General features: G+C 35.0%; 16 protein-coding genes. 3 read left to right on the top strand and 13 right to left on the bottom strand.

What is annotated here, in order from left to right:
• Positions 1 to 41: 41 nt before the first annotated feature.
• From ABJ955_RS09905 to ABJ955_RS09885, 5 genes are all read right to left on the bottom strand, one after another.
• A complete protein-coding gene (locus tag ABJ955_RS09905) occupies positions 42 to 2,441 on the bottom strand; it encodes an FtsX-like permease family protein (protein ID WP_347374462.1) in 2,400 nt (799 codons plus the stop codon).
• Positions 2,442 to 2,497: 56 nt separating this feature from the next.
• Entirely contained in the window at positions 2,498 to 4,858 is a 2,361-nt protein-coding gene (locus tag ABJ955_RS09900; protein ID WP_347374461.1) for an ABC transporter permease, read from the bottom strand.
• Between the two features lie 72 nt (positions 4,859 to 4,930).
• Positions 4,931 to 5,614: an ABC transporter ATP-binding protein gene (locus ABJ955_RS09895; protein ID WP_347374460.1), complete on the bottom strand. Its 684-nt coding sequence runs from the start codon at positions 5,612 to 5,614 to the stop codon at positions 4,931 to 4,933.
• An 86-nt stretch (positions 5,615 to 5,700) separates the two neighbouring features.
• Entirely contained in the window at positions 5,701 to 7,350 is a 1,650-nt protein-coding gene (locus ABJ955_RS09890) for a serine hydrolase domain-containing protein (protein ID WP_347374459.1), read from the bottom strand.
• A 110-nt stretch (positions 7,351 to 7,460) separates the two neighbouring features.
• Complete coding sequence (locus ABJ955_RS09885) at positions 7,461 to 8,714, bottom strand: efflux RND transporter periplasmic adaptor subunit (protein ID WP_347374458.1); 1,254 nt, start codon at positions 8,712 to 8,714, stop codon at positions 7,461 to 7,463.
• Positions 8,715 to 8,921: 207 nt separating this feature from the next.
• Between ABJ955_RS09885 and ABJ955_RS09880 the strand changes: the two genes are divergently transcribed.
• Both ABJ955_RS09880 and ABJ955_RS09875 read left to right on the top strand, forming a co-directional pair.
• Positions 8,922 to 10,265, top strand: a complete 1,344-nt coding sequence (locus ABJ955_RS09880) for a sigma-54 dependent transcriptional regulator (protein WP_347374457.1) — start codon at positions 8,922 to 8,924, stop codon at positions 10,263 to 10,265.
• The gene (locus ABJ955_RS09875) at positions 10,255 to 11,598 is read left to right on the top strand and encodes a HAMP domain-containing sensor histidine kinase (RefSeq protein WP_347374456.1); all 1,344 of its coding nucleotides are present in this window, start codon (positions 10,255 to 10,257) and stop codon (positions 11,596 to 11,598) included. The genes ABJ955_RS09880 and ABJ955_RS09875 overlap by 11 nt, the downstream gene beginning before the upstream one ends.
• 542 nt (positions 11,599 to 12,140) lie before the next feature.
• On the opposite strand, the gene ABJ955_RS09870 is transcribed toward ABJ955_RS09875, so the two are convergent.
• The 7 genes from ABJ955_RS09870 to udk form a co-directional block, all read right to left on the bottom strand.
• Positions 12,141 to 13,364, bottom strand: coding sequence for an alpha/beta fold hydrolase (locus tag ABJ955_RS09870; RefSeq protein ID WP_347374455.1), 1,224 nt, complete (start codon positions 13,362 to 13,364; stop codon positions 12,141 to 12,143).
• A gap of 345 nt (positions 13,365 to 13,709) precedes the next feature.
• Positions 13,710 to 14,204 carry a peptide-methionine (S)-S-oxide reductase MsrA gene (msrA, locus tag ABJ955_RS09865; RefSeq protein ID WP_347374454.1) on the bottom strand — a complete coding sequence of 165 codons (495 nt, stop codon included), beginning with the start codon at positions 14,202 to 14,204 and terminating at the stop codon, positions 13,710 to 13,712.
• Positions 14,205 to 14,577: 373 nt separating this feature from the next.
• The gene (locus ABJ955_RS09860; protein WP_347374804.1) at positions 14,578 to 16,140 is read right to left on the bottom strand and encodes a protein adenylyltransferase SelO; all 1,563 of its coding nucleotides are present in this window, start codon (positions 16,138 to 16,140) and stop codon (positions 14,578 to 14,580) included.
• Positions 16,141 to 16,348: 208 nt separating this feature from the next.
• Positions 16,349 to 18,502 carry a methylmalonyl-CoA mutase gene (gene scpA, locus ABJ955_RS09855; protein WP_347374453.1) on the bottom strand — a complete coding sequence of 718 codons (2,154 nt, stop codon included), beginning with the start codon at positions 18,500 to 18,502 and terminating at the stop codon, positions 16,349 to 16,351.
• Positions 18,495 to 19,871: a methylmalonyl-CoA mutase subunit beta gene (locus ABJ955_RS09850; protein ID WP_347374452.1), complete on the bottom strand. Its 1,377-nt coding sequence runs from the start codon at positions 19,869 to 19,871 to the stop codon at positions 18,495 to 18,497. Before ABJ955_RS09850 ends, scpA begins: the two co-directional genes overlap by 8 nt.
• Positions 19,868 to 20,131 (bottom strand): septum formation initiator family protein, encoded by a 264-nt coding sequence (locus ABJ955_RS09845; RefSeq protein WP_347374451.1) that lies wholly within the window; start codon positions 20,129 to 20,131, stop codon positions 19,868 to 19,870. The genes ABJ955_RS09850 and ABJ955_RS09845 overlap by 4 nt, the downstream gene beginning before the upstream one ends.
• Positions 20,132 to 20,196: 65 nt before the next feature.
• On the bottom strand, positions 20,197 to 20,817 hold the full coding sequence (gene udk, locus ABJ955_RS09840; RefSeq protein ID WP_347374450.1) for a uridine kinase: 621 nt from the start codon (positions 20,815 to 20,817) through the stop codon (positions 20,197 to 20,199).
• Between the two features lie 220 nt (positions 20,818 to 21,037).
• On the opposite strand from udk, the gene ABJ955_RS09835 reads away from it, so the two are divergent.
• Entirely contained in the window at positions 21,038 to 21,676 is a 639-nt protein-coding gene (locus ABJ955_RS09835) for a WbqC family protein (RefSeq protein WP_347374449.1), read from the top strand.
• Between the two features lie 13 nt (positions 21,677 to 21,689).
• Here ABJ955_RS09835 and ABJ955_RS09830 read toward each other — a convergent pair whose 3' ends face one another.
• Complete coding sequence (locus tag ABJ955_RS09830) at positions 21,690 to 22,706, bottom strand: endonuclease/exonuclease/phosphatase family protein (protein WP_347374448.1); 1,017 nt, start codon at positions 22,704 to 22,706, stop codon at positions 21,690 to 21,692.
• Between the last annotated feature and the right edge of the window lie 2 nt (positions 22,707 to 22,708).

The raw sequence follows: 22,708 nt of genomic DNA, 5'->3' as shown, positions 1-22,708 counted from the left end.
TATTTTAAGGTTCTGGTTGCCTTGATGCATTCCCTACTTCTTTATTCTGTTCTTAAACTTTTTACTGGATTGGCTATGGCTGCTTTAATCGCCTGAAAACTCACGGTTACTAACGCTATACAAACTGCTGCTATACCAGCAAAGGCAAACACCCACCAATTAATTTCTGTGCGGTATGCAAAATCCAGCAACCATTTATGCATCAACCAATAACCCAGGGGTGCTGCGATTACAAAGGCAATTAATACCAACTTTAAAAAGTCTTTTGATAGCAATTGAATTATTCCTGCAACAGTTGCCCCTAAAACCTTGCGTACACCAATCTCCTTAGTACGCTCCTCTGCGGTAAAAGCAGCTAATCCAAACAACCCTAAACAGGCTATAAAAATGGCCAAGATTGAGAAAATAGTTGTCGTTTGCGCGGTTTTCTCTTCAGAAGCATATAAATGCGCCACTTGTTTATCTACAAACTGATAATCGAAAGCTGTATTGGGAAGCTTGTTAGTAAATGTATTTTGCAGATGCCCTATAAACTGCGGCAGGTTTTGAGTATTGTAACGTACCAAAAGCGTCCGAATACCATCAGGAGCATGCGTTGATTTATAATACATATAGCCTCCAATATCCTCTTTAAGCGAATTGAAATTAAAATTTTCAACTACCCCCGTTATAATAGATTTGTCGCCAAGTTCAGTATTAATTAATTTACCTATAGCATCATTGGCGTTTTGATAGCCTAGATAATTTAGTATTTTTTCGTTTATTAATGTGTAGATTACGGAATCGCCAGTAGCAATGGTTTGCGGAAGTTCGCTCCCTGCAAGTAATTTTAGTTTTAAGGTTTTAACAACCCCTCCTTCGGTATGGCAACTTGATATGGGCATACCAGTATTGTCTGTACTTAATTTGCGTACTAAACGGCCACTTTCATATGCCCCTGGCATAGATTGCACTGCGGCAACACTTTCAATACCCACCTGCTTTTCTAATGCTTTTTTTAAACTTTGAATTTGTTGTCTATTTTCGGCAGATTTAACCGAAATAGCAATAACTCCATTAGGATCATACCCTAAGTTTTTATTTTTTATAAACGCCATCTGCTGAAGAATAATGGTGACAGCAATAATCAAAACGATGGAAGATGCAAACTGAAAAACAACCAAACCTTTTCGGACAAACTCAGAGGTAGAACCTCTTTTTTTAGATTTATTCACCAATATAAGCGGCGAAATTCCCGACATCGAAATAGCGGGGTAACTCCCCGCAACCAGCGTTACTACAAACCAAATTACTACTAAACCTATTAAAATTGGTGTAGCTAGTAAATCTGTATAAACTAACTCATTAGCCGTAATACTTTCAAATAATGGCAGCACTATAAAAGAAAGAGCATATCCTATTAGTATTGAGAAAAGCACCAAAATGGCAGTTTCCACATAAAATAGCGATAGCATTTGACGTCTTTTAGCCCCCAAAACTTTGTTCATTCCAATCCCTTTAGCACGCTTGCGAGAATTTGCTGTTGCAAGATTCATATAATTAATACAAGCAATAAACAGTACAAGTATTGAAAGAAAAAGAAGGCTTTTAATAGTCGCTATATTTCCAATTTTTGAAGAATATCCTTCGCTAACATCAGCTGAATAAAGATGTATTTTTGTTAAAGGTTGGAGAAAGAATTGCGTGAAATATTGGCTCTCTTTATCAACATATTTATCAATTAAGCTGCTGGCTTGATTTTCAACATCTTTAGCCTTTGCATTTGTTTGAAGCTGTATATAAGTTTCATAACTAGCATTGCTCCAATACACATTAGTACCCATCCATGAATCCATAATGTTATAGATCATATCGCATTCTAAAACACTGTTTTTTGGCAAGTTTTTATACACCCCAGAAACTTGTAAAGTATCCCGATTGTTTACAGTAATAAGTTGCCCCATCGCCTCTTGATTGCCAAACAAACGCGCTTTTGCCGAATCTGAAATCACTATTGATTTTGGTTTTGAAAAGGCGCTTTCACTGTTTCCAGTGATAAATTTGAAATCGAACATTTTAAAAATTGTAGCATCTGCCAAATAAAGTCCGTTTTCCGTGAAATTTTTAGCACCTATCTTTATAGAAGCAGTTGCACCAAAATCGTCCTTTATAAGACGCGTCATTTTTTTTACCTGCGAAATATCCTGCGTCAATGCTGGCCCCACAGCATTGGGTATGGTAGCCCATGTTTCAAAATTGTATTCTTCCGAAGTCTCCATATTTACCCGATAGATATTCTCTGAATCTGAATACATTTTATCAAAGCTAAGCTCAGTATTCACAAAGGAAAACAGGATGATACATACGCACATTCCAATGGCAAGTCCTGCAATATTGAGCACTGTAAAAAGTTTGTTAGCACGTATGTTTCGCCATGCTATTTTAGTATAATTCCTTATCATTTTGAAAAGATTAATTGATGATTATTTTTTACTAAAAACTGCAACTCCCCACTTTTTTATTCCGTTCGCAAACTTTTTATTGGGTTTGCAATTGCAGCTTTTATGGCTTGAAAGCTTACTGTTATTAGAGCAATACAAATTGCTAGAGTTCCTGCAAGGATAAACACGAGCCAGTTTATTTCAATTCTATACGCATATCCTTGAAGCCAATTTTTCATTACATACCAAGCGATTGGTATTGAAATTAGTATCGCAAGAAATACTAGTTTTAAATAGTCTTTAGAGAGTAGTCTTATAATCCCCAAAACACTAGCGCCTAATACTTTCCTGACACCAATTTCTTTTCGGCGTTGTTCTGCCATGTATGCTGAAAGACCAAATAAACCTAAACATGAAATAATGATTGCTAATACAGCGAATATTTGAGATAAATCTTCAACAAGTTGTTCATTTTTAAACCGTTCATTAAAAGCTTCGTCCACAAAACGGTATGCAAATGGAAATCCAGGATTTTGTTTTTTAAATACGGCTTCAATTGCAGTAAGCTTCGCGCTAATACTTCCACCAGGAGTCGGTTTTAAATACATATAATCTGCTCCTTGAGCGTGATGGAAAAACATTACGGGATCACTGCTACCGTACATATCGCCATATAAATAATTGTTTACAACACCGCTAATTGTAAAGATTTGATCATTCCAAGTGATTGTTTTACCCACAACATTATCCGTGTTCATTAGTGTAGCAAAAGATTCCGACACCATAACCTTTGTACTATCTGCAGCCTGAAAATTGCTAAACCCTATTCCCTCTTTAATTTTCATGCCTGCTGTTTCGAAAAAATTTGGTGTTACAGTTCGAAAAGAAATTAATAGATCCTGATCTTCAGCTTTTCCTTGCCATTGTACACCTGAAGTATTATTTCCTGCAGCCAAAATGTGCGAATTATACAGTCCTGCACTTTCAATTAATCCTGCAGATTTTAATTCATTTTCAATGGCATTAAAGTTTTGAATAATCACACCATTTGCCGCGGGAATTTCTATCAAATTTTCTTTTTCCATTCCCAAGCTTCTATTTTTCACATGTTGAACCTGTTGAAACACAAGTATTGTACAAATAATAAATACAATTGAAACTGAAAATTGCATTACTACTAAACCTTTTCTGGTAAATGAAGCGTTACCAGTCTGTTTCCTAGCTCCCTTTAAAACTTCAATTGGCTTGAATGATGAAAGATAAAACGCTGGATAAATTCCAGAAATTAAACCACAGATTAGTGTTATTGCAAGTATTGGAAATATATGAATTGGGTTTGCAAGGGAAAGACTTAAGTCTTTCCCTATCAGGGCATTAAATTGCGGAATTAAGATTATCAATAGTATGATGCTAAGAATACCACTTAGGAAAGCTGTTACTACAGCTTCGGTCATAAACTGGATAATCAACTGTTTTTTGCCTGAACCTAAAGCTTTTCGCATTCCTACTTCACTTGCACGCTTTTCGCTTCTAGCAGTAGCTAAATTCATGAAATTTATACAGGCAATTATCAAGATTATAAGGGCGATAAAGCCAAATAAACGCACGTAATCAATACGGCCACCAACAATTTCGCCATTCTCAAAATTAGAACGTAGATGCCAATCGTTAGCAGAAAACAAAAGCGCTTCAGTATCCTTATCACCTGTCTTGGCCGGAAGTATCGCTTTTACTTTTTCGTTTACTTTCTCAAAATCAGTCCCAGCCTTTAATTTTACGAAAGTGTCCGTAAAATTGGAGCCATAGCCAGTAGTCCACTCTTTCCCATCTGTAAAGTTTTTAAAAGGTATAATCCATGAAAAAGGAAAGCTCGTGTTTTTAGGAAAATCTTTTATAACCCCAGTAACAGTATAACTTTCTTTTTTATCTAGTTGTATATTTTTGCCAATGGCATCATTGCTATTATTAAATAGAATCGTTGCCATTTTATTGGTAATAACAATAGATTTTTGGTTTTTGAATGCAACCTCTTTAGTACCCGCAACAAATTGAAGTCCAAAAATATCGATTAGGTCTTCATCAGCATAACTACCAATACTGTTTACAGCATTTTCGGCTACACTTAGTAAAAAGTTAACATCACGCTTTCTTGCTGATTTGTCAATTTCAGGTATTTCTGTTTTTAAAACAGCTGCCAAAGGCCCTGGGGTAGCTTGAAAGAATGTTCTAATTTCTCCATCGTATTTTTGATTGGTTGGAACCGCATAAACCAGTCCTTTCTCAGAAATAGCTTCATCAAAATTTACTTCATCTTCAATCCATAAAAGTATTAGGCTCGCACAAGTAATACCTATGGCAAGACCAAAAACATTAATAAAAGTATATCCCTTATACTTTAAAAGGTTTCTATAAGCTATTTTGAAATAATTACTGATCATTTTTGTTAGTTTTAGCAGTTATCGGTTAACTATAAATCTGTTACACCAACTGATTATTAAGAATGATTACTTTTAAAATTCAGCCAAAACATTCTCTGTCACTTTCTGCCCATCGAGCATCCTGATGATTCGATGGCTGTATTTTGCGTCATGCTCGCTATGCGTTACCATTATTATTGTGGTTCCAGCTTCATTTAATTCAGTAAGTAGATCCATCACCTCATTTCCGTTACTGCTATCCAAATTCCCCGTAGGTTCATCGGCTAGTATCAATTTTGGATTGTTTACAACTGCTCTCGCAACAGCCACACGTTGTTGTTGCCCTCCAGAAAGTTGCTGTGGAAAGTGTTTTTTGCGGTGCATTATCTGCATTTTTTCGAGTACAGCAGCTACGCGCTCTTTTCTTTCGGCTGGTTTAACACCTGTGTAGATTAATGGTAGCTCAACGTTTTCAAAAACGGTGAGTTCATCTATAAGGTTAAAACTTTGAAATACAAACCCAATATTATGTTTTCGCAAATCTGCGCGTTTGCGTTCGTTAAAACCTGCTACTTCTATTCCATTAAAAACAAAACTTCCGCCATCCGCATCGTCAAGTAAGCCCAATATATTTAGTAAGGTTGATTTTCCACAACCCGAAGGTCCCATTACGGCAACAAATTCACCTTCTTTTACTTTAAAAGACAACTTGTTTAATGCAATCGTGCGAACCTCTTCGGTGGCGTAAAATTTTTCTAAATCTGTAATTGTTATCATAATTTATTTTTTCAAGTGGCTAAGCAGCGTCAAAGCCTTGTTATCATTTTTTTCGATGTTCTTTCTATAAGGTATTAACCACGTAATTATATTTTTTCAAACACAACTCCCATTAGATCAAAGCCCGTTATTTCGTTTTTGCTATTTCGTAAAAATTTAATTGGGCTTATTGATATTTCTAACAAATCTTTAGAGATTGATGCCATTACATTTTTGCTAGCCCCGTTTCTATAGTAATAATAAAGTTTCCCCTTTTCTAACTGAAGCTTTTTACCGATTTGAAAATCTTTATTAAAATAGTGTCCTTCAAATTCCTTTAACTCTTCTTCAGTATGCTTATAAAGTTGAAACTCTTTAAATAACCAAGGGGTTGTATTCTCTAATTCGTCATACGTATATTGCTTTTCCTTCTGGTTAAAGCTGAACGTTATTATGGCATTTTCACCTTCTCCGAATAAAAATCTATTGTTTCCCAGTGGAATCAATGTTGCAATTTCATCACCATCCAGTGTTAGCACAGCAAGTGTATTCCCTTTTAGTTTTATAGTATTTGCTTTGCTGTCTTCATCATTAAAATAGAATAAATAAGTTCCTTCATATTTTTTTAATTCATTATTGGAGAGTTCTATTTCTTTGTATTTTGAAGCTTTATTTTTAGATTCTACTTTAGGAAGAAACAGATCTACAAACTGAAAAAAGTGGTCTCTAAAATCCCAATTAAATGTGTTTTGCGTGGTAAAAAAGGCTGTATCTAGCTTTGGGAAGTACAAATATTTAGAGACAAAACCCCCTACACTCATACCATCAAACCCAACAGCTTCGTAGCCATTGTGAGTTTCGAATTCTACCCCTAATCCAAAATTTATTTCTGTACCATCATTTAGTTTCGCTTTTGTATGCATTTTCTTCCATAATTCTGATGTTCCAATCACTGCATTTTTTAAGTTTTGATGCCACTTAAACATGTCTTTTGGATTGGTTAAAATCTGTCCGTCTCCAGAATAGTTTAAAGAATAAAAATGAGTGTTATAGAATTTACCTTCCGCTTCTGTATAGCCTATAGCTCTGTTTTTAATAACTTTATACAAATCATTATTAAAAATGGTATGTTCCATTTTAAGTGGTTCAAAAATATTTTTTTGCAAATAATCATTATAAGATTCTCCTGAAGCTTTTTCAATAATAGAAGCGAGTAATATGTAGTTTGCATTTGTGTAATAAAAGTGAGCTCCAGGTGTAAAACGAAGTGATTTAACTTTCGTAATTATATTAATCATTTGCGAATGATTTAGGTAATCATAAAACCAAAGATCAATTACACCTAAATAAGGATCTACCTCTTTTATGCCACTTGTTTGATTTAATAATTGCTCAATAGTGGGATTTCCTTTTTTATAGCGAGGAAGGTTATCTATATACTGATACGCAGGGTCTTTAATAGATAACTTTCCCTCTTCTTCTAGTAATAGTATAGCTGCAGCTGTAAATTGTTTTGCAATTGAGCCTATGTCAAATACGGTTTCACTAGTTATAGGAATATTATAGTCAAGGTTTGCGCTACCGTATGTTTTTTCAAAAAAGATATCGTCTCCTTTAAATACTGCGACAGAAAACCCAGCTTTATTGCTATTTACTTTATATAATTTATCTATTTCGAATTCTGTATTTTGAGACAATACAAACTTTGGAAATACGAACAAAAATAAAGCGATTATTAAAAATTTAATTTGTTTCATTTATAGCTGTTTTCTTTATTATGGTTATTGTTTTATAAAAGTTATTCTGGACGCTCCCGATAGCAATAGGAATTTTAATTATTACATACGCCCAGCATCACTGACTAATTTTAATCTTTTAAAACCAATTCTTGTACATCGCCATAGGTATCATAACTACTTGTAATTACTTTATCACCTGGCTCTAATCCACCTAAAACCTCATAATTTTCAGTATTTTGGCTACCCAGCCTTATTTCTGTTTTATAAGCGGTAGCACCATTTTCACTTACTTTAAAGATCCAATTACCTCCTGTTTGTTGAAAAAATCCTCCTTTCGGAATCATTACTGCCTGTTTTTCATCGCTCAAAGCCAATCTTATTTGTAGTGTTTGTCCACGACGTATTCCTTCGGGAACCTCATCTTCAAACTGCATATCTACTTGAAACCTACCATTAGTAACTTGGGTATAAACTTTTTTAATTGTTAGTTGATAGCTTTTGCCATTAAAGCTAAAGCTTCCAGATTGGCCATTATAAATTCTTGAAATATAATGTTCATCAATTTCTGCACGCACTTTAAACCCACTCAAGACATCAATCTGACCTAAGCGTTCGCCTTTATTTTTGGATTGACCAATTTCAGCGTCTAACGAAGTAAGTTGCCCATCAACAGGCGCTTTTACCACAAGATCTGCGACTTTTCTACGCATTAACTCCAACGCATTTTGGGTGCGACTGTAACTACTTTGCACCTGTCCTTTTTCCTGTTTTACAGCGAGACTATCCTGCTTAAGTATTTGTTTTGAGAGCTTCATACGTTCTTTTTGGTAGTTGTATTCGTTCTCTGCACGTATTAAATCCTGACGGCCAATAGCATCTTTATCATACAGTTTCTTATTGAGATCATACAAACGCTTGGCCTCAATTAAGCCACTTTCTACATCGGTGTATTGGTTTAGTTTATTGATAGTGTTTTGGCGAGCCGCATTTTGAGAAATCTGCATCTGCGTCAATAAATTGTATACCTGTGTTTCTTGATTTACAAGACTTAACTCCAGGTCTGTATTTGAAAGCCTTAAAATAGGATCGCCTTTTTTTAAGATTGCCCCATCTTCTACAAATTTTTCTTCTACACGACCTCCTTCAAGTGCATCTAGATAAATCGTAGTGATAGGCAGTACTATTCCGTTTACAGGAATATTTTCTTGAAAAACGCCTTTTTTTACTGTGCTAATGCTAATGCGTTCCTTTTCAACATTAAGCTTAGCACCTCCTATTGATGAAATAATAACAAATAAGATTAATGCAATCAAAACACCTATGCCCGCAAGTAGCAGGAGCTTTTTAGTGGTAAATCGTTTTTTTTCTAAAGGGATGTCCATATATATTGATTCGTTTTCAAAAATTAAACTGTCAATATGGTGCCAAAAAAATAACACACTGGTTTGCAGTGTTTTGAAAAAAAACCAATACTACAGAGTGTTCGTTTTTGAGACACTAACTGTTCGCTGCCGATACACTTTACTTAATTCGTAATTATGAATTCATAATTACGAATTAAAACAATTGAATTTATTAATATTGTATCCATGCTGCTCCATAATGCCAATATATTAGTTATAGACGACGATGAGGACGTTCTCGTTGCGCTTCGACTTCTACTTAAATCGAAAGTAAAAGAGGTTGTCGTCAATAAAAATCCGAACATGCTTCAAAGCTTGATGCAAGCTCATAAGTTTGATGTTGTTATATTAGATATGAATTTCAACGGCCTTGTAAATACAGGTAATGAAGGGATTTTCTGGTTAAATAAAATTAAGAAACAAGATCCAAACGTAGCTGTTATCCTAATAACTGCTTATGGCGATATTGATTTAGCCATTCGGTCGTTAAAAGAAGGTGCTTCCGATTTTATAGTCAAACCCTGGAAAAATGAAAAAATAGTAGGTACTATAAAAGAACTGCTTGAAAAAAATAAAAAACGCCAACCAAAAAAGCTACCACTAGATTCCGAAATCAAGATTATAGGCGATAGTGACCCCATGCAAGATGTATTTGTAAAACTCAAAAAGGTTGCGCCCACCGATGCTAATATTCTTATACTCGGAGAAAATGGGACAGGTAAAGATTTAATTGCAAAAGCCATTCATGAAAATTCACTTCGTAAGAATATGCCTTTTATAAAAGTGGATGTTGGCGCACTTACTGAAACTCTTTTTGAAAGTGAACTTTTTGGGTACAAAAAAGGTGCTTTTACAGATGCACGTGAAGATCGAAAAGGGCGTTTTGAGGCTGCAAATGGGGGAACTTTATTTTTAGATGAAATAGGAAATATCACGCCCCGACAGCAATCACGGTTGCTAACAGTATTGCAAAACAGACAGGTAACTCCATTGGGTTCCAACCAAGCTGTTGCAATTGATATTCGGTTAATTTGTGCTACCAATGTGCCAATAAGCGAGCTTGCCGATGAAGAACGGTTTAGAAAAGACCTTATTTATCGTATAAATACTGTAGATATTACTATTCCGCCTTTACGAGACCGAGGCTCCGATATTGCTCTTTTAGCAAACTATTTTGTGACTTTTTATGCTGAAAAATATGGGAAAGGAACTTTTACATTAACCCCAGATTTTATTCAGAAATTAAAAAAACATCATTTTAGTGGCAACGTTCGCGAATTACAATATGCAATCGAACGTGCTATTATTATGGCTGAACAACAGACCCTAGCGGCTTCAGACCTTACCTTTTCAGCTATAGAACAATCGCACACACCACTACTCCAAAATGAAACAAACCTTGATATTGTTGAGCGGAATACAATTTTAAATGTAATCGAAAAAAATGAAGGTAATATTTCAAAATCTGCAAAAGAATTAGGTATAACACGTGCAGCACTTTACCGCAGACTTAATAAATATGAGCTATAACAGTTATTTATTTTCATTAACGCTTCGGGTTATAAGTTTACTCATTGCCTTAACACTATTTGCCTTTGGGATAGCCTTGCCAAATACCTACGCAATTATAGGAGGTTCGTTACTCTCTTTAATGGTAATTTATAATCTTTATCAATTTGTAATAAAACGTTTTATTGAAATGGATGATTTTTTTGAATCCATAAAATATCACGATTTTTCAAGATGGTTTGTAGAAGATAAAGGACCGCAAGACATTCAAAAACTTCACAAAGGATTCAACTTAGTCAATAAAACCATTAAAGCAATAGATAGTGAACGTCAAGCTCAATTTTTATATCTTCAAAAAATTCTTGAAATGGTTAATATTGGTATTATCGCCTATAATGTAGAAAGTGGCGATGTGCTTTGGGCAAACGATTCACTTCTAAAAACCCTTGATTTCCCTTCCTTTAAAAACATACGTTTTGTTGAAAAAAGAAGACCAAAAATATACGATGAACTTTTTGAAACGTACCACTCCAACACCGCCTCGGCAACCTTGGAAATGAGGCAGGAAACAGTAAAAGTATTGATTTCTGACACCGTATTTGAAATGGAGGAAGACTCCTTCAAACTCATCGTTCTTCAGAATATTGAAGAGACTTTAAATAGAAATGAAAGTGAGGCATGGAAAAAATTGTTAAGTGTAATGACCCACGAAATTATGAACAGCATTGCACCAATTTCTTCGTTGGCGGAAACACTTCAATCTGATATTCAAAAATCAATAGAAAACCAAACCACCGAAAAATTAGAACTGGAAGACCTAAATGCAGGCTTAAACAGTATTAAAAAACGTAGTGAAGGGTTAATGAAATTTGCAAAAACCTATAGAAGCTTAAATAAAATTACCCACGTAAATAAAACCACTGTTAAAGCTTTAGATCTTTTTGAAAGTATAAATGAATTAATGAAATCGTCTTTGGAAGAAAAGCTAACTACACTCGATTTTGATTTAAAAGATCCAAATTTAGTTTTAGAAATAGATTCTTACCTCATCGAGCAAGTACTTATCAATCTAATTTTAAATGCACTCGATGCAACCGATAAAGTTTCTAACCCAAAAGTTATTGTCACAGCTAGCATAGGGACTAACGGTAAAACACAGCTAAAGGTTACGGATAATGGTACGGGCATTCCACTTGAAATAATGGATAGTATTTTTGTGCCTTTTTTTAGCACAAAAAAAACCGGAAGTGGTATTGGCCTAAGCTTAAGCAAACAAATTATGCTACTACACGGAGGTAAAATTCAAGTTCAAAGTAATAAGAGTACCGGGACAGTAATTAGTCTGATTTTTTAAGGGATTCAATTAATTTACTAAAGTTAGTATGTACATTTCCTCTAACCTTCACACCTTTCGCCAAGAATGACTCGAAGCCCTTGGGCATCCATAATTAGAGGGAATTGAGATTGTTTGTACTACGGTCTCGCAATTATCACAACTGTATTGTATATCTCCAACATCTTCTAATTTGGTCCAACTATGATATTTTTTAACCGTACAGTTGGTGTTACTTGGGGTTGAATTATTTTTAATTAGAATTGAACAATTTGTACACTGATAGAGTTTTAAGGCCATTTTAAATTTTTAAACATTCGTTGTTTTCATTCTATGCGTTAGATTAACAAGTATCAAATCTAAAATATCGCAAGAAAAATATTTTACGGAAAACCGTAATCAAAACCCTTAAATGGATGCTTATACCAATTAAACATACAGCATCCTGAATGGTTCTAATTGTGGTAACGAAACCTCATTCTTTCATACAATAATCCCCGCAAACAAGCTATTTACGAGGATTATTTGGTATCCTTTACAGAACTTATGTATTTGCTAATACTTTATGAATTTAGTATTTCGGTATCGAAAATCACTTCACTAGCAACCGTTTTATGGACTGGACATTTTGAAGCTATCTCTTTTAAACGTTGCTTTTGTGCATCATCAAGGTTTCCGACAAGCTTAATATTTTTTGAAATATGATCTAAATATCCTGGTTTTTCAACATCTAGCATCAATTCATCACTATGTTTTCTGGCATGTGTTATATAAACAAACACTTCTTGTAAATCCCATTTTTTGCGTTCAGCATATAGTTTTAGAGTCATAACGGTACAACTTGCAATGGCAGCATTAAGATATTCATAAGGTGAAGGTCCAAAATCATCCCCACCAACACTTTCTGGTTCATCAGCTATAAAAGTGTGTTTTTTAGTTTGGAGTTGCGTTGTAAAATTATTTTCTTTTAAGTCTAAATGCGCTACAAGTTGCTCCCCTTCCGTTTGTAGCATTTCATTATCTGAAGGTTCAAAATACCGTGTAACCCAGGTGCCAATAAGCGCGCCTACATATTCACTATCGCGTGTTTTAGAAAGTAAATGATCTGCTTGATCCAGGCTTACAAAACTTTTAGGATGGTGGGCGTCGTGATACAACTTGTGTGCATTTTCTATCCCAACAATCTGATCGAATGGCGCATGCATAATCAATATAGGTTTACGCAAGTTTTTAGTAATTTCTGGTAAATCGGTTTTACTAAAATCATCAACAAATTCTTGATTTATTTTAAAAGGGCGTCCACCAATATTTACTTCAACCGCTCCTTTTTGCTTTACTTCTTCAATTCCATGAGAAAACAAATGTGTTACATGCGCTATAGTTGCTGGAGCACCAATAGTAGCGACTGCTTTAATATTTTGTAGCCTAGAAGCTGCTGCAATTACAGCAGCACCGCCAAGGGAATGCCCTACCAATAAGCCTGGTGCTTGGTAATTTTCTGTTAAATACGTATTAACCGCTATAAGGTCATCCACATTTGCTGAAAAGTAACTTTCTGAAAACTCACCTTCACTTCTTCCTAATCCTGTAAAATCAAAACGCACTACACCAAAACCATGGTTGGTTAATGCCCGGCTAATATTTTTAACGGCATTTAAGGTGCTAGTACAGGTAAAGCAATGTGCGAAAATGGCGTAATAATTAGGTTTTTGATTTGCTGGAAGCTCCAAATATGCTTGAAGTTTATACCCCTTATTATTTTCTATATTTAGTTTGGTGCTTTTCATCTTCTAATAAATATTTTAATTAAGTATAGTTTGAGTAGGTTAAAAAGTATTTTAAAGGCAGCTATAATTTGGTTTAGATTTCAAATCAGAATGAATTCTTAAAATATGAATATTTTTATCTCTATGTTTTGGTCGAAATCTTTGCTAAAACTTTCAACTGCAAGGCAACTCCTTTATCTAGAAATTCCTATTTAGACTATACACAAACATAACTGCTGCTATTTGAAAAAATCCTATTGTTTGGTGTTTTAAAAATTTAAACTCTTCTGTAAATTAAAAAACACTCTAACAATTTAAGCAATTGCTACAGTGTTTTAAATCTAAACCAATTTATAATCCTTTATGCTATAAAAAACCTGTGTTAAATCGTTCAAAGTGGCAGGTATAGCCATTTGGCTTTCTTACTAAATAGTCTTGATGCTCAGGTTCAGCCGTCCAAAATTTTGTAAAAGGTTCCAGCGTAGTAACTACTTTAGCTTGCCATTTTTTTGAAGCGTCTACTATTTTTATAAGTTCTTGCGCTTCTTTTTTTTCTTCTTCATTTTGAAAAAATATTGCAGACCTATAGCTTGAACCTCTGTCATTACCTTGCCTATCAACAGTTGAAGGGTCATGAATTCTAAAAAAATAATCCAAAATATGCTTAAATGAAGTTTTAGCAGGATTATAAGTAATTTCAATACCTTCAGCATGACCTGGATGGTTTTCGTAGGTAGGATTATCATTTTCTCCACCCAAATACCCTACTTCCGTGTCAATCACTCCGGGACGATCTCTAAATAAGTCTTCCATTCCCCAAAAACACCCGCCAGCTATATATGCTTTTTTATAATTTCCCATATATTATTTATCTAAGATACTCTTTTCTTTGTACTTGTATTTTATTTACTAAACAAAACTACGGCAGTTTGCTACTTATTAAAGCGTATAAATTACCTCTACACATGTCTATTTTGCTTAAGTTTCCACAAGTAAGACATTCAAAATAAAATCAATCATTTTTTGGGCGGGTAGTTCGCAAGGTTTTAATATTACTTCATGTGAAGGACTATACTCATTTAAAGTAATGAAGTCTTTGCCTCCTAATTCTTCAGTATAAATTTTAATACTTTTTCCGGCATTAAAACTAGCCTTTGTAATACCACACTTCTTTTAACAGAAAATTCCTACAAAATAGTCTTTAGGATTTTTTTAATAGGGCATAAAACTTCGATTAGGAACTACATGACAACATTGAACACCCTACTTTATGCCTTGCCCATTCTGGGCGTTTTGCAAACCATTTTTCGTTTTCTGGCTGCTCGCTATAGGGTCTTTTAAGTAATTGGTATAATTCATCAATCAAATTATAATTGCCTTTATCTGCCTCATCGATTGCCATTTGTGCCATGTAGTTTCGCAAGACATATTTTGGGTTTACAGCATTCATTTTTTGTTTTCTTTCAGAATTTGAATGTGTTTCTTTTTGCAACCTTTCGGCATAACCAGTAAACCAGACATTCCATTGTTGCTTTATTTCTTCGGAAATAGTATCCAAATTATAAAAAGCATTTTCAATGATTTTTAGTCCTTCCCTTGGATTATTCTTATCAAAAGCTGCCAGATTTCTATAGAAAATAGTCATATCTGTTTCTGTACGCAGCAATACATTTTCTAAATCACGAATAAGTATTAAATCTCCTTCATTCTCCTGAATCAATCCCAGTTTAGACTTCATCATCGCAATGTATTTATCCGCTAATTGTTCGCCAAAAGAATTTAAAATCGCTTCTAAGGGCGCTGCTGTTTCAATTAATGGATACAATGCATTTGCTAATTGGTATAAATTCCAATGTACAATTTCGGGTTGTGTGCCATAACGATAGCGTTTCTGTCCGCTATCTGTAGTGTTTGGCGTCCAGCCATGGTCATAGCCTTCAAGCCAACCATAAGGTCCGTAATCTATGGTTAAACCAAGAATAGACATATTATCGGTATTCATTACTCCATGCACAAAGCCAACGCGTTGCCAGTGGATAACCATCGCTAAACTACGCTCGCAAACTTCATTAAAAAAAGCACTATAAGTTTCTTTTGAAGGCGTTCCAAGGTGTGAATAATGGTTTTTAATGGTATAATCTACCAAGGTCTTTAAGTTTTTTTTATCCTGCCTAGCCGCGAAAATTTGAAAACTACCAAAACGGATGAAAGATGCTGCTGTTCGGCAAACAATTGCTCCTTTTTCATAAGCTGGATTACCATTATACAATACATCTCGCAATACCTCATCACCGGTTAATGCGATTGAAAGTGCTCTCGTTGTTGGCACTCCCAAATAAAACATAGCTTCACTACATAAATATTCACGGATTGAAGAGCGTAAAACAGCCAATCCATCTGCGGTTCTGGAATAAGGGGTTAAACCAGCACCTTTTAGTTGTAATGCCCAGTTTTTACCCTGATGTTTCACTTCACACAAATTAATAGCGCGCCCATCGCCTAACTGCCCTGCCCAATTGCCAAATTGATGCCCTCCATAACACATTGCATACGGATTTGTGTTTGGTAAAATTTCGTTTCCTGTTACTACATTTAAGAAGGTTTTACTTGTAGCTTCCTCAGAAGAAAGTCCGAGCTCACATAGCATTTCAGAAGAAGTATGTAACAATACAGGCTTCGAGGTTTTTTGTGGAGAAACATATGAAAAACAAGATTCCGTTACCTGCCGAATGGTATTGTTTTTATTCGGGTCTGCAGGAAGTTGTTTATTAAAAGTGTCGTGTATGTTTAGTTTTATATCCAAAGAATTAATTTTTTATAAAGATACTATTTCAACATACTTAAAAGCATACACATCTTACCTCAAAACTTATACTTTTTTATGATTTAGCTTAAAGTTTAAGTACTTAATGTTACATTTAGATACTAATTTAAACCCTTATAAACTTTAAGAAATTACACCAACCCAATTGGTTTTAGAATAAACCAATATTTAATTGTAGTGTTTACGACACCCCTTCAATCAAAATACCCAACATCTCGATTGCAGCATCGCTAATACGAGTTCCTGGGCCATAAACAGCAACAGCGCCAGCATCAAAAAGATATTGGTAATCTTGTGCAGGAATTACCCCGCCTACAATAACCATAACATCTTCGCGACCGTACTTTTTTAAGGCTTCGATTACCTGTGGCACAAGGGTTTTATGACCTGCAGCAAGGGAGGAAACGCCCAAAATGTGCACATCATTTTCCACTGCTTGTTTGGCGGCTTCTGCGGGAGTTTGGAAAAGAGGCCCAATATCCACATCAAAACCTACATCGGCATAGCCTGTGGCAACTACTTTGGCACCGCGGTCGTGACCATCTTGCCCCATTTTGGCAATCATAATTCGGGGACGACGCCCTTCCAACTCTGCAAACTGATTTGCTAGCTGTCTTGCTTTTTCAAAACTTTCGTCTTTTTTTATTTCTTTACTATACACGCCGCTAAATGATCTAATTTGTGCTTTATACCTGCCGAATTCCTTTTCCATTGCGGTAGAAATTTCGCCTAAAGTTGCTCTAAGTCGAGCTGCTTCTACTGCTAAAGCTAATAAATTTCCTTCACCTGTACGCGCACATTCGGTAATATCTGCAAGTGCTTTAGTTACTTTTTCAGTATTGCGCTCCGCTTTTATTCGGTTTAATCTTTCTATTTGTGAAGTACGGACTTTTTGGTTATCAACATCCAAAATTTGAAGTGGATCTTCTTTATCAAGTCGGTATTTGTTAACACCCACAATAATATCTTGGCCGCTATCAATCCGTGCTTGTTTTCTAGCTGAAGCTTCTTCAATTCGCAGTTTAGGAATACCCGCTTCTATAGCTTTTGTCATTCCGCCCAGTTCTTCTACTTCTTCAATTAGTGCCCAAGCTTTATTGGCAATTTCATTGGTAAGATTTTCTACATAATAACTTCCCGCCCAAGGATCGACCGTTTTGGTAATTTGTGTTTCTGTTTGTAGAAAAATCTGAGTGTTTCTTGCAATCCGCGCAGAAAAATCTGTAGGCAAGGCAATGGCTTCGTCTAAAGCGTTGGTATGCAACGATTGTGTTCCTCCAAAAACCGCAGCAGCAGCTTCAACAGCAGTTCGCGCAACATTGTTAAAGGGATCTTGTTCGGTAAGACTCCAACCACTCGTTTGGCAATGGGTTCTTAAAGCTAGTGATTTTTCATCTTTAGGGTTGAATTGCTTTACAATCTTTGCCCAAAGCATTCGGGCGGCACGCATTTTAGCGATTTCCATAAAATGATTCATCCCAATGGCCCAAAAGAAAGACAGTCGTGGCGCAAAGGTATCTATATCCATCCCCGCATTTATTCCCGTACGAATGTATTCTAAACCATCAGCCAACGTATATGCAAGCTCAATATCTGCGGTTGCTCCCGCTTCCTGCATATGGTAACCTGAAATAGAAATACTATTGAATTTAGGCATATTCTTGGAGGTAAATTCAAAAATATCACTAATAATCTTCATGGAAGGCGTAGGCGGATAGATGTAAGTATTTCGCACCATAAACTCCTTTAAAATATCGTTCTGAATGGTTCCAGCCAAATCTTTTGGTGAAACACCTTGCTCTTCAGCAGCAACAATATAAAAAGCCATAATTGGAAGCACAGCCCCATTCATGGTCATCGAAACACTCATCTTATCCAGCGGAATTTGATCGAAAAGAATTTTCATATCCTCTACGCTATCTATGGCTACACCTGCTTTACCTACATCGCCTTCTACTCGTTCGTGGTCGCTATCGTACCCCCGGTGCGTGGCAAGATCAAAAGCTACAGAAAGTCCTTTTTGACCTGCAGCTAAATTTCTTCTGTAAAAAGCGTTGCTATCTTCTGCTGTTGAAAAACCAGCGTATTGACGAATCGTCCATGGGCGACGCACATACATAGTAGAATATGGCCCGCGAAGGTGTGGCGCAATTCCAGCAACAAAATTTAAATGTTGCAGATTTTTCGTATCTTCTTTGCTGTACCTTTTTTTAATATCTATATCCTCAGCTGTCGAAAACGTATCGTTTTTAAACTCTGAAATTTGATTTCGATTTTCTTCGTTACCAACTTCTGAATTTTTTAAAGTGATCTGTTGTAAATCTTTTCTACTCATTTTCTAACCTTTCCTGTTCAACTTTTTCTGCCAAGCGTTTTTCAATAATTGGAGCAATAAGCGTTTTTATGGGATTATGCTTAACAAAGGGAAAAAGCTCTAAATCATCTTTCATGCGGTCGTTTTTATTGGGGTGATAGTTGGTTCCCAATAATTTTAACACACCACTATCAAAAAGTTTTTGCTCCTTTTCTGCACTTTCCATTATTTTTTTATGAATTATCCCCTCTTTCAATTGCTGAAGAAAACCGCCGCCTTTTTCTATTTCTTTAAAAAGAATTAACGCTTTTTCAGCAAGTTCGTTGGTTAAATTTTCAATATAATAAGTTCCATCTGCAGCATTACTTACGGTATCAAAATAACTTTCGTGCTTTAAAACCAATAATTGATTTCGAGAAATACGCTCTCCAAATTCGTTGCTTTTATGGTAAAGTACATCATACGGCATATTACAAACCGCATCTGCACCGCCCAAAATAGCACTCATACATTCGGTGGTACTACGAAGCATATTTACATTATAATCGTATAGTGTTTTGTTGCGTTTTGAAGGCGTAGCAAGAATGTGGCAGTTGGTATTTGCTGCATATTCTTTTGCTAAAGTCGCGTATAATTTTCTTAACGCACGAATTTTTGCTATTTCGAAAAAATAATTAGTGCCCGTAGCAAGCTTAAACGTTATTACAATTGGGCTTGAACTGAGCTTAGCCGACGCAAAATGGTTTAGATATTCATTAGCATGCGCCAAAGCATACGCCAATTGCTGAATACTATTTGCACCTGCATTTTGGTATAAGCTAGCATCAACTGAAAGTAAATTTTCTGAAGGATGTTCTTGAAAAAACATTTCTAAAACTTCGTGATCTTTCTTCAAGTTATAAAACCAATTTCCTGTTCGGGCAAGGTTTCCTATTAAATCGATATTGTAATAAACAACAGCCTTTGCAGCTGAAAAATACTCAATCAGTTTACTGTAAAATACTTTAGAAAGAAATTTTAAGTCGAAATAAACAGAAGCCTTTTCAAAAGGAAAATCTTTAAAAACGATTTCTATTTCAAATTCTTTTTCAGCCGTAAAAATAATTGCTTCTGCGCCACGACTTAAAGCATTTACAGCTATATTATTAGCTATTTTTTCGTCGTCTATATATATATTCTGTGCCACCTTCCACGATTGTGGCTGTCCAGGAATTGAAGTGAAATTTTCTTCGAAATCATCTTGATGATAAAAAGGTTTTACGTTTATACCTTCAGGGCTTTGCCAAATAAGAGCTTCATTATAATCAGCGCCTTTTAAGTCGTATTGTATTTTTTGTTTCCACTCTTTGGCGGAAACTTCATCAAAATCTTTAAATAGAGATTTACTCATCGTTTTTCTTCTTTTTTGATGCTGTCTTCGTGTTCAATAATGTAAATATCTTCGTTTTCTTTTTTTAGATAGTATTTTTCACGTGCAAACTTTTCCATTTCGTCGCTATCATCCATTTTTTGAATAAAGGTTTTATCACGCGTTATTTCTTGTTTATAAAATTCCGCATTATCTTCCAAAGCATTGATGTCATTATCTAATTCGTTATGAATTAAAAATGAATTAGCGTCAAAAAACACCATCCAAATAATAAATAGCATGATTATAAGCACGTATTTGTTGCTTATAAATTTAAACCATTTATTTTTTTTTAATGCTGAAAGTTTCACGATTCGGTATAACTTATTTTTTGGTGAATAATACTACGAATCACATTAACGGCCACAGTATTGTATTTATTTGTTGGAATTATAATATCTGCAAATTCCTTTGTAGGCTCAATAAACTGTTGATGCATCGGTTTTAAAGTGGTTTGATAACGGTTTAAAACTTCGTTCAAATCACGACCACGCATTGCAATATCGCGCTTCAATCTACGAATTAATCGTTCATCGCTATCTGCATGCACAAAGATTTTAATATCAAACATTTCACGAATGTCTGGATGTGCAAGAATCAAAATACCTTCAACAATAATTACTTTTTTTGGAAACGTTGTTATGGTTTCGCCTGTTCTATTATGTTCCACAAATGAGTAAACAGGTTGCTCAAACGAATTACCTTTTCGCAATTCTTTTAAATGGCTAACCAACAAATCAAAATCAATCGCTTTTGGGTGGTCGAAATTAATTTTTGTTCGTTCGTTAAAAGACAAATGGCTGGTATCGTGATAATAGGAATCTTGCGATATAATACAAACCTCATCTGCTGGAAGTTCATCCACAATTTGGTCTACTACTGTTGTTTTTCCGCTCCCGGTGCCACCGGTGATGCCAATTATGAGCATATTTTAAAGTTTGTACAAATGTAGGGAAAAGGATTCAAGTTTTTGGTTCAAGTTTCTTGTTTCGGGTTTTAGTTTTTATATTTAAGAAAGTGAAGATTAGTGTATTTATCAATTAGTATAGGACTTTAAAAAGGTAGTTTTTGCATACCAGCCTAACATTATTCTTTTCGTTTTTTCCTTATTCTTTTCTTTTCTATTTTTGAAGTCATTAAAATTATAAATGAAAACAATATTGCTACATCCCTCCTATTTTCCGTCCATTGAGCAAATGGCTGCAGTGGCACAGGCAACTAAGGTTGTTTTTGAGGTGGAAGATAATTATCAAAAACAAACCTATCGCAACCGTACTTTTATAGCACATAGCAATGGAAAATTACTTTTAAACATTCCCATAAAGCACAGTAAATTAAAACAGAGGCAAAAAACGAAAAACGTACTTGTGGAAAATGATTTTCCTTGGCAAGAACTACACTGGAAGAGCATAGAAAGTGCTTATCGCACCTCTCCTTTTTTTGAATATTATGAAGACGATTTAGAGCAGCTCTTTACAGAAACCGTCGGAAGTTTGATGGCACACAATTTAAAAATATTTAAAATACTATCTGAATTGATTGGCATCGAAGTTGAAGTTTCACAAACAACTACTTACGAAACAGCCCCTAAAATTACAGACCTTCGTTTATTGATTAACGCAAAACGGAAGTCTAATTTTATTCCTAAAACCTATATTCAAGTTCATGAAGCAAACCACGCTTTCTTGCCAAATCTCTCGGTATTGGATTTATTATTTAATGAAGGCCCAAACGCTTTAGGGTATTTGGAAAGTGCTACTTTACCAACCGATATTTTATCCGATTAACAGTTTAAAACTCTCACCAACCTACAGTTGCACGGATGGCATAATGATCTGAAAACGTTTTTTCCATCGTATCAAATGAAAGAATATTGAGCGACTCTGAAGCAAAAATATAATCTATCCGCATAGGAAATTTTTCAAACTTAAAAGTAGTCCCCAGACCGTTTCCTCGTTCCCGAAACGCATCTTGCATATTGTCTTCTATTTTTTTATAGCTATATGAAAAAGGGGTGTTATTAAAATCGCCACAGATAATCACAGGTTTAGTGGTTTTTTGCTTGTGTTTCAAAATAGCCTCTATCTGATCTTGTTGTTTTTCAAAAGCGCTGGAAATTCGTTTTCGCAACTTTTCGTTATCACTTTCTTGTAAAAAACTTACCCGTGGAAGAATACCAAGCGATTCTAAATGGACGCTATAAACACGGAGTGTATCCCTTCCCTTTACCACATCTGCATACAACGTATTATTGTAGGTATTTTCAAAATTAAAAGCTCCTGTATTAATCAAGGGATATTTTGAAAAAATGGCGTGACCAAGTTTTGCTTTTTTATTTTTAAAATGAATATACTGATAAGGATAATCTGTAAATTTTATGGTGTTTGGTTTGTAGTATTCCTGTATGCAAACCACTTCTGGATTCTCATCTTTAAGTATTTCTGAAATTATTTTTGAAGCATCCGAATCAGGGTTTTTTTCATATGCATTAAACAAACGTACATTATATGAAAGTACATTCAGCGTATTTTTATAGCTTGAAGCGTCGCCTTCAGAAGACATTTCATAAAAAACATTGAAATGAAAATAGGAAACAAAAAGCACTATAAACGATATAAAAAACCTACGTCGAAACTGAAATAACCAATAAGCTGCAAAAATTATATTGGCAATAATAAGCAAAGAAACGACCAAACTTAATAATGAAAGTGTTGGAAAACGCTTCGGAGATAAATAGGGAAGAATAAAGGAGATTAACAATAGAAATGCTGCGAGCAAATTGCCCCAGTAGATCATAGTATTAATAAGTTTCCGCATTG

It is taken from the genome of Aequorivita sp. Q41, from assembly GCF_039831855.1.
Taxonomy (GTDB): Bacteria; Bacteroidota; Bacteroidia; order Flavobacteriales; family Flavobacteriaceae; genus Aequorivita.
This window is presented reverse-complemented; position numbering and strand designations above follow the sequence as displayed.

Bases quoted from the DNA above. Each gene is read 5' to 3' on its own strand.
- ABJ955_RS09905 (WP_347374462.1), bottom strand. From the start codon at position 2,441: ATGATAAGGAATTATACTAAAATAGCATGGCGAAACATACGTGCTAAC.
- ABJ955_RS09900 (WP_347374461.1), bottom strand. From the start codon at position 4,858: ATGATCAGTAATTATTTCAAAATAGCTTATAGAAACCTTTTAAAGTAT.
- ABJ955_RS09895 (WP_347374460.1), bottom strand. From the start codon at position 5,614: ATGATAACAATTACAGATTTAGAAAAATTTTACGCCACCGAAGAGGTT.
- ABJ955_RS09890 (WP_347374459.1), bottom strand. From the start codon at position 7,350: ATGAAACAAATTAAATTTTTAATAATCGCTTTATTTTTGTTCGTATTT.
- ABJ955_RS09885 (WP_347374458.1), bottom strand. From the start codon at position 8,714: ATGGACATCCCTTTAGAAAAAAAACGATTTACCACTAAAAAGCTCCTG.
- ABJ955_RS09880 (WP_347374457.1), top strand. From the start codon at position 8,922: ATGCTGCTCCATAATGCCAATATATTAGTTATAGACGACGATGAGGAC.
- ABJ955_RS09875 (WP_347374456.1), top strand. From the start codon at position 10,255: ATGAGCTATAACAGTTATTTATTTTCATTAACGCTTCGGGTTATAAGT.
- ABJ955_RS09870 (WP_347374455.1), bottom strand. From the start codon at position 13,364: ATGAAAAGCACCAAACTAAATATAGAAAATAATAAGGGGTATAAACTT.
- msrA (WP_347374454.1), bottom strand. From the start codon at position 14,204: ATGGGAAATTATAAAAAAGCATATATAGCTGGCGGGTGTTTTTGGGGA.
- scpA (WP_347374453.1), bottom strand. From the start codon at position 18,502: ATGAGTAGAAAAGATTTACAACAGATCACTTTAAAAAATTCAGAAGTT.
- ABJ955_RS09850 (WP_347374452.1), bottom strand. From the start codon at position 19,871: ATGAGTAAATCTCTATTTAAAGATTTTGATGAAGTTTCCGCCAAAGAG.
- ABJ955_RS09845 (WP_347374451.1), bottom strand. From the start codon at position 20,131: ATGCTATTTATTATTTGGATGGTGTTTTTTGACGCTAATTCATTTTTA.
- udk (WP_347374450.1), bottom strand. From the start codon at position 20,817: ATGCTCATAATTGGCATCACCGGTGGCACCGGGAGCGGAAAAACAACA.
- ABJ955_RS09835 (WP_347374449.1), top strand. From the start codon at position 21,038: ATGAAAACAATATTGCTACATCCCTCCTATTTTCCGTCCATTGAGCAA.
- ABJ955_RS09830 (WP_347374448.1), bottom strand. From the start codon at position 22,706: ATGCGGAAACTTATTAATACTATGATCTACTGGGGCAATTTGCTCGCA.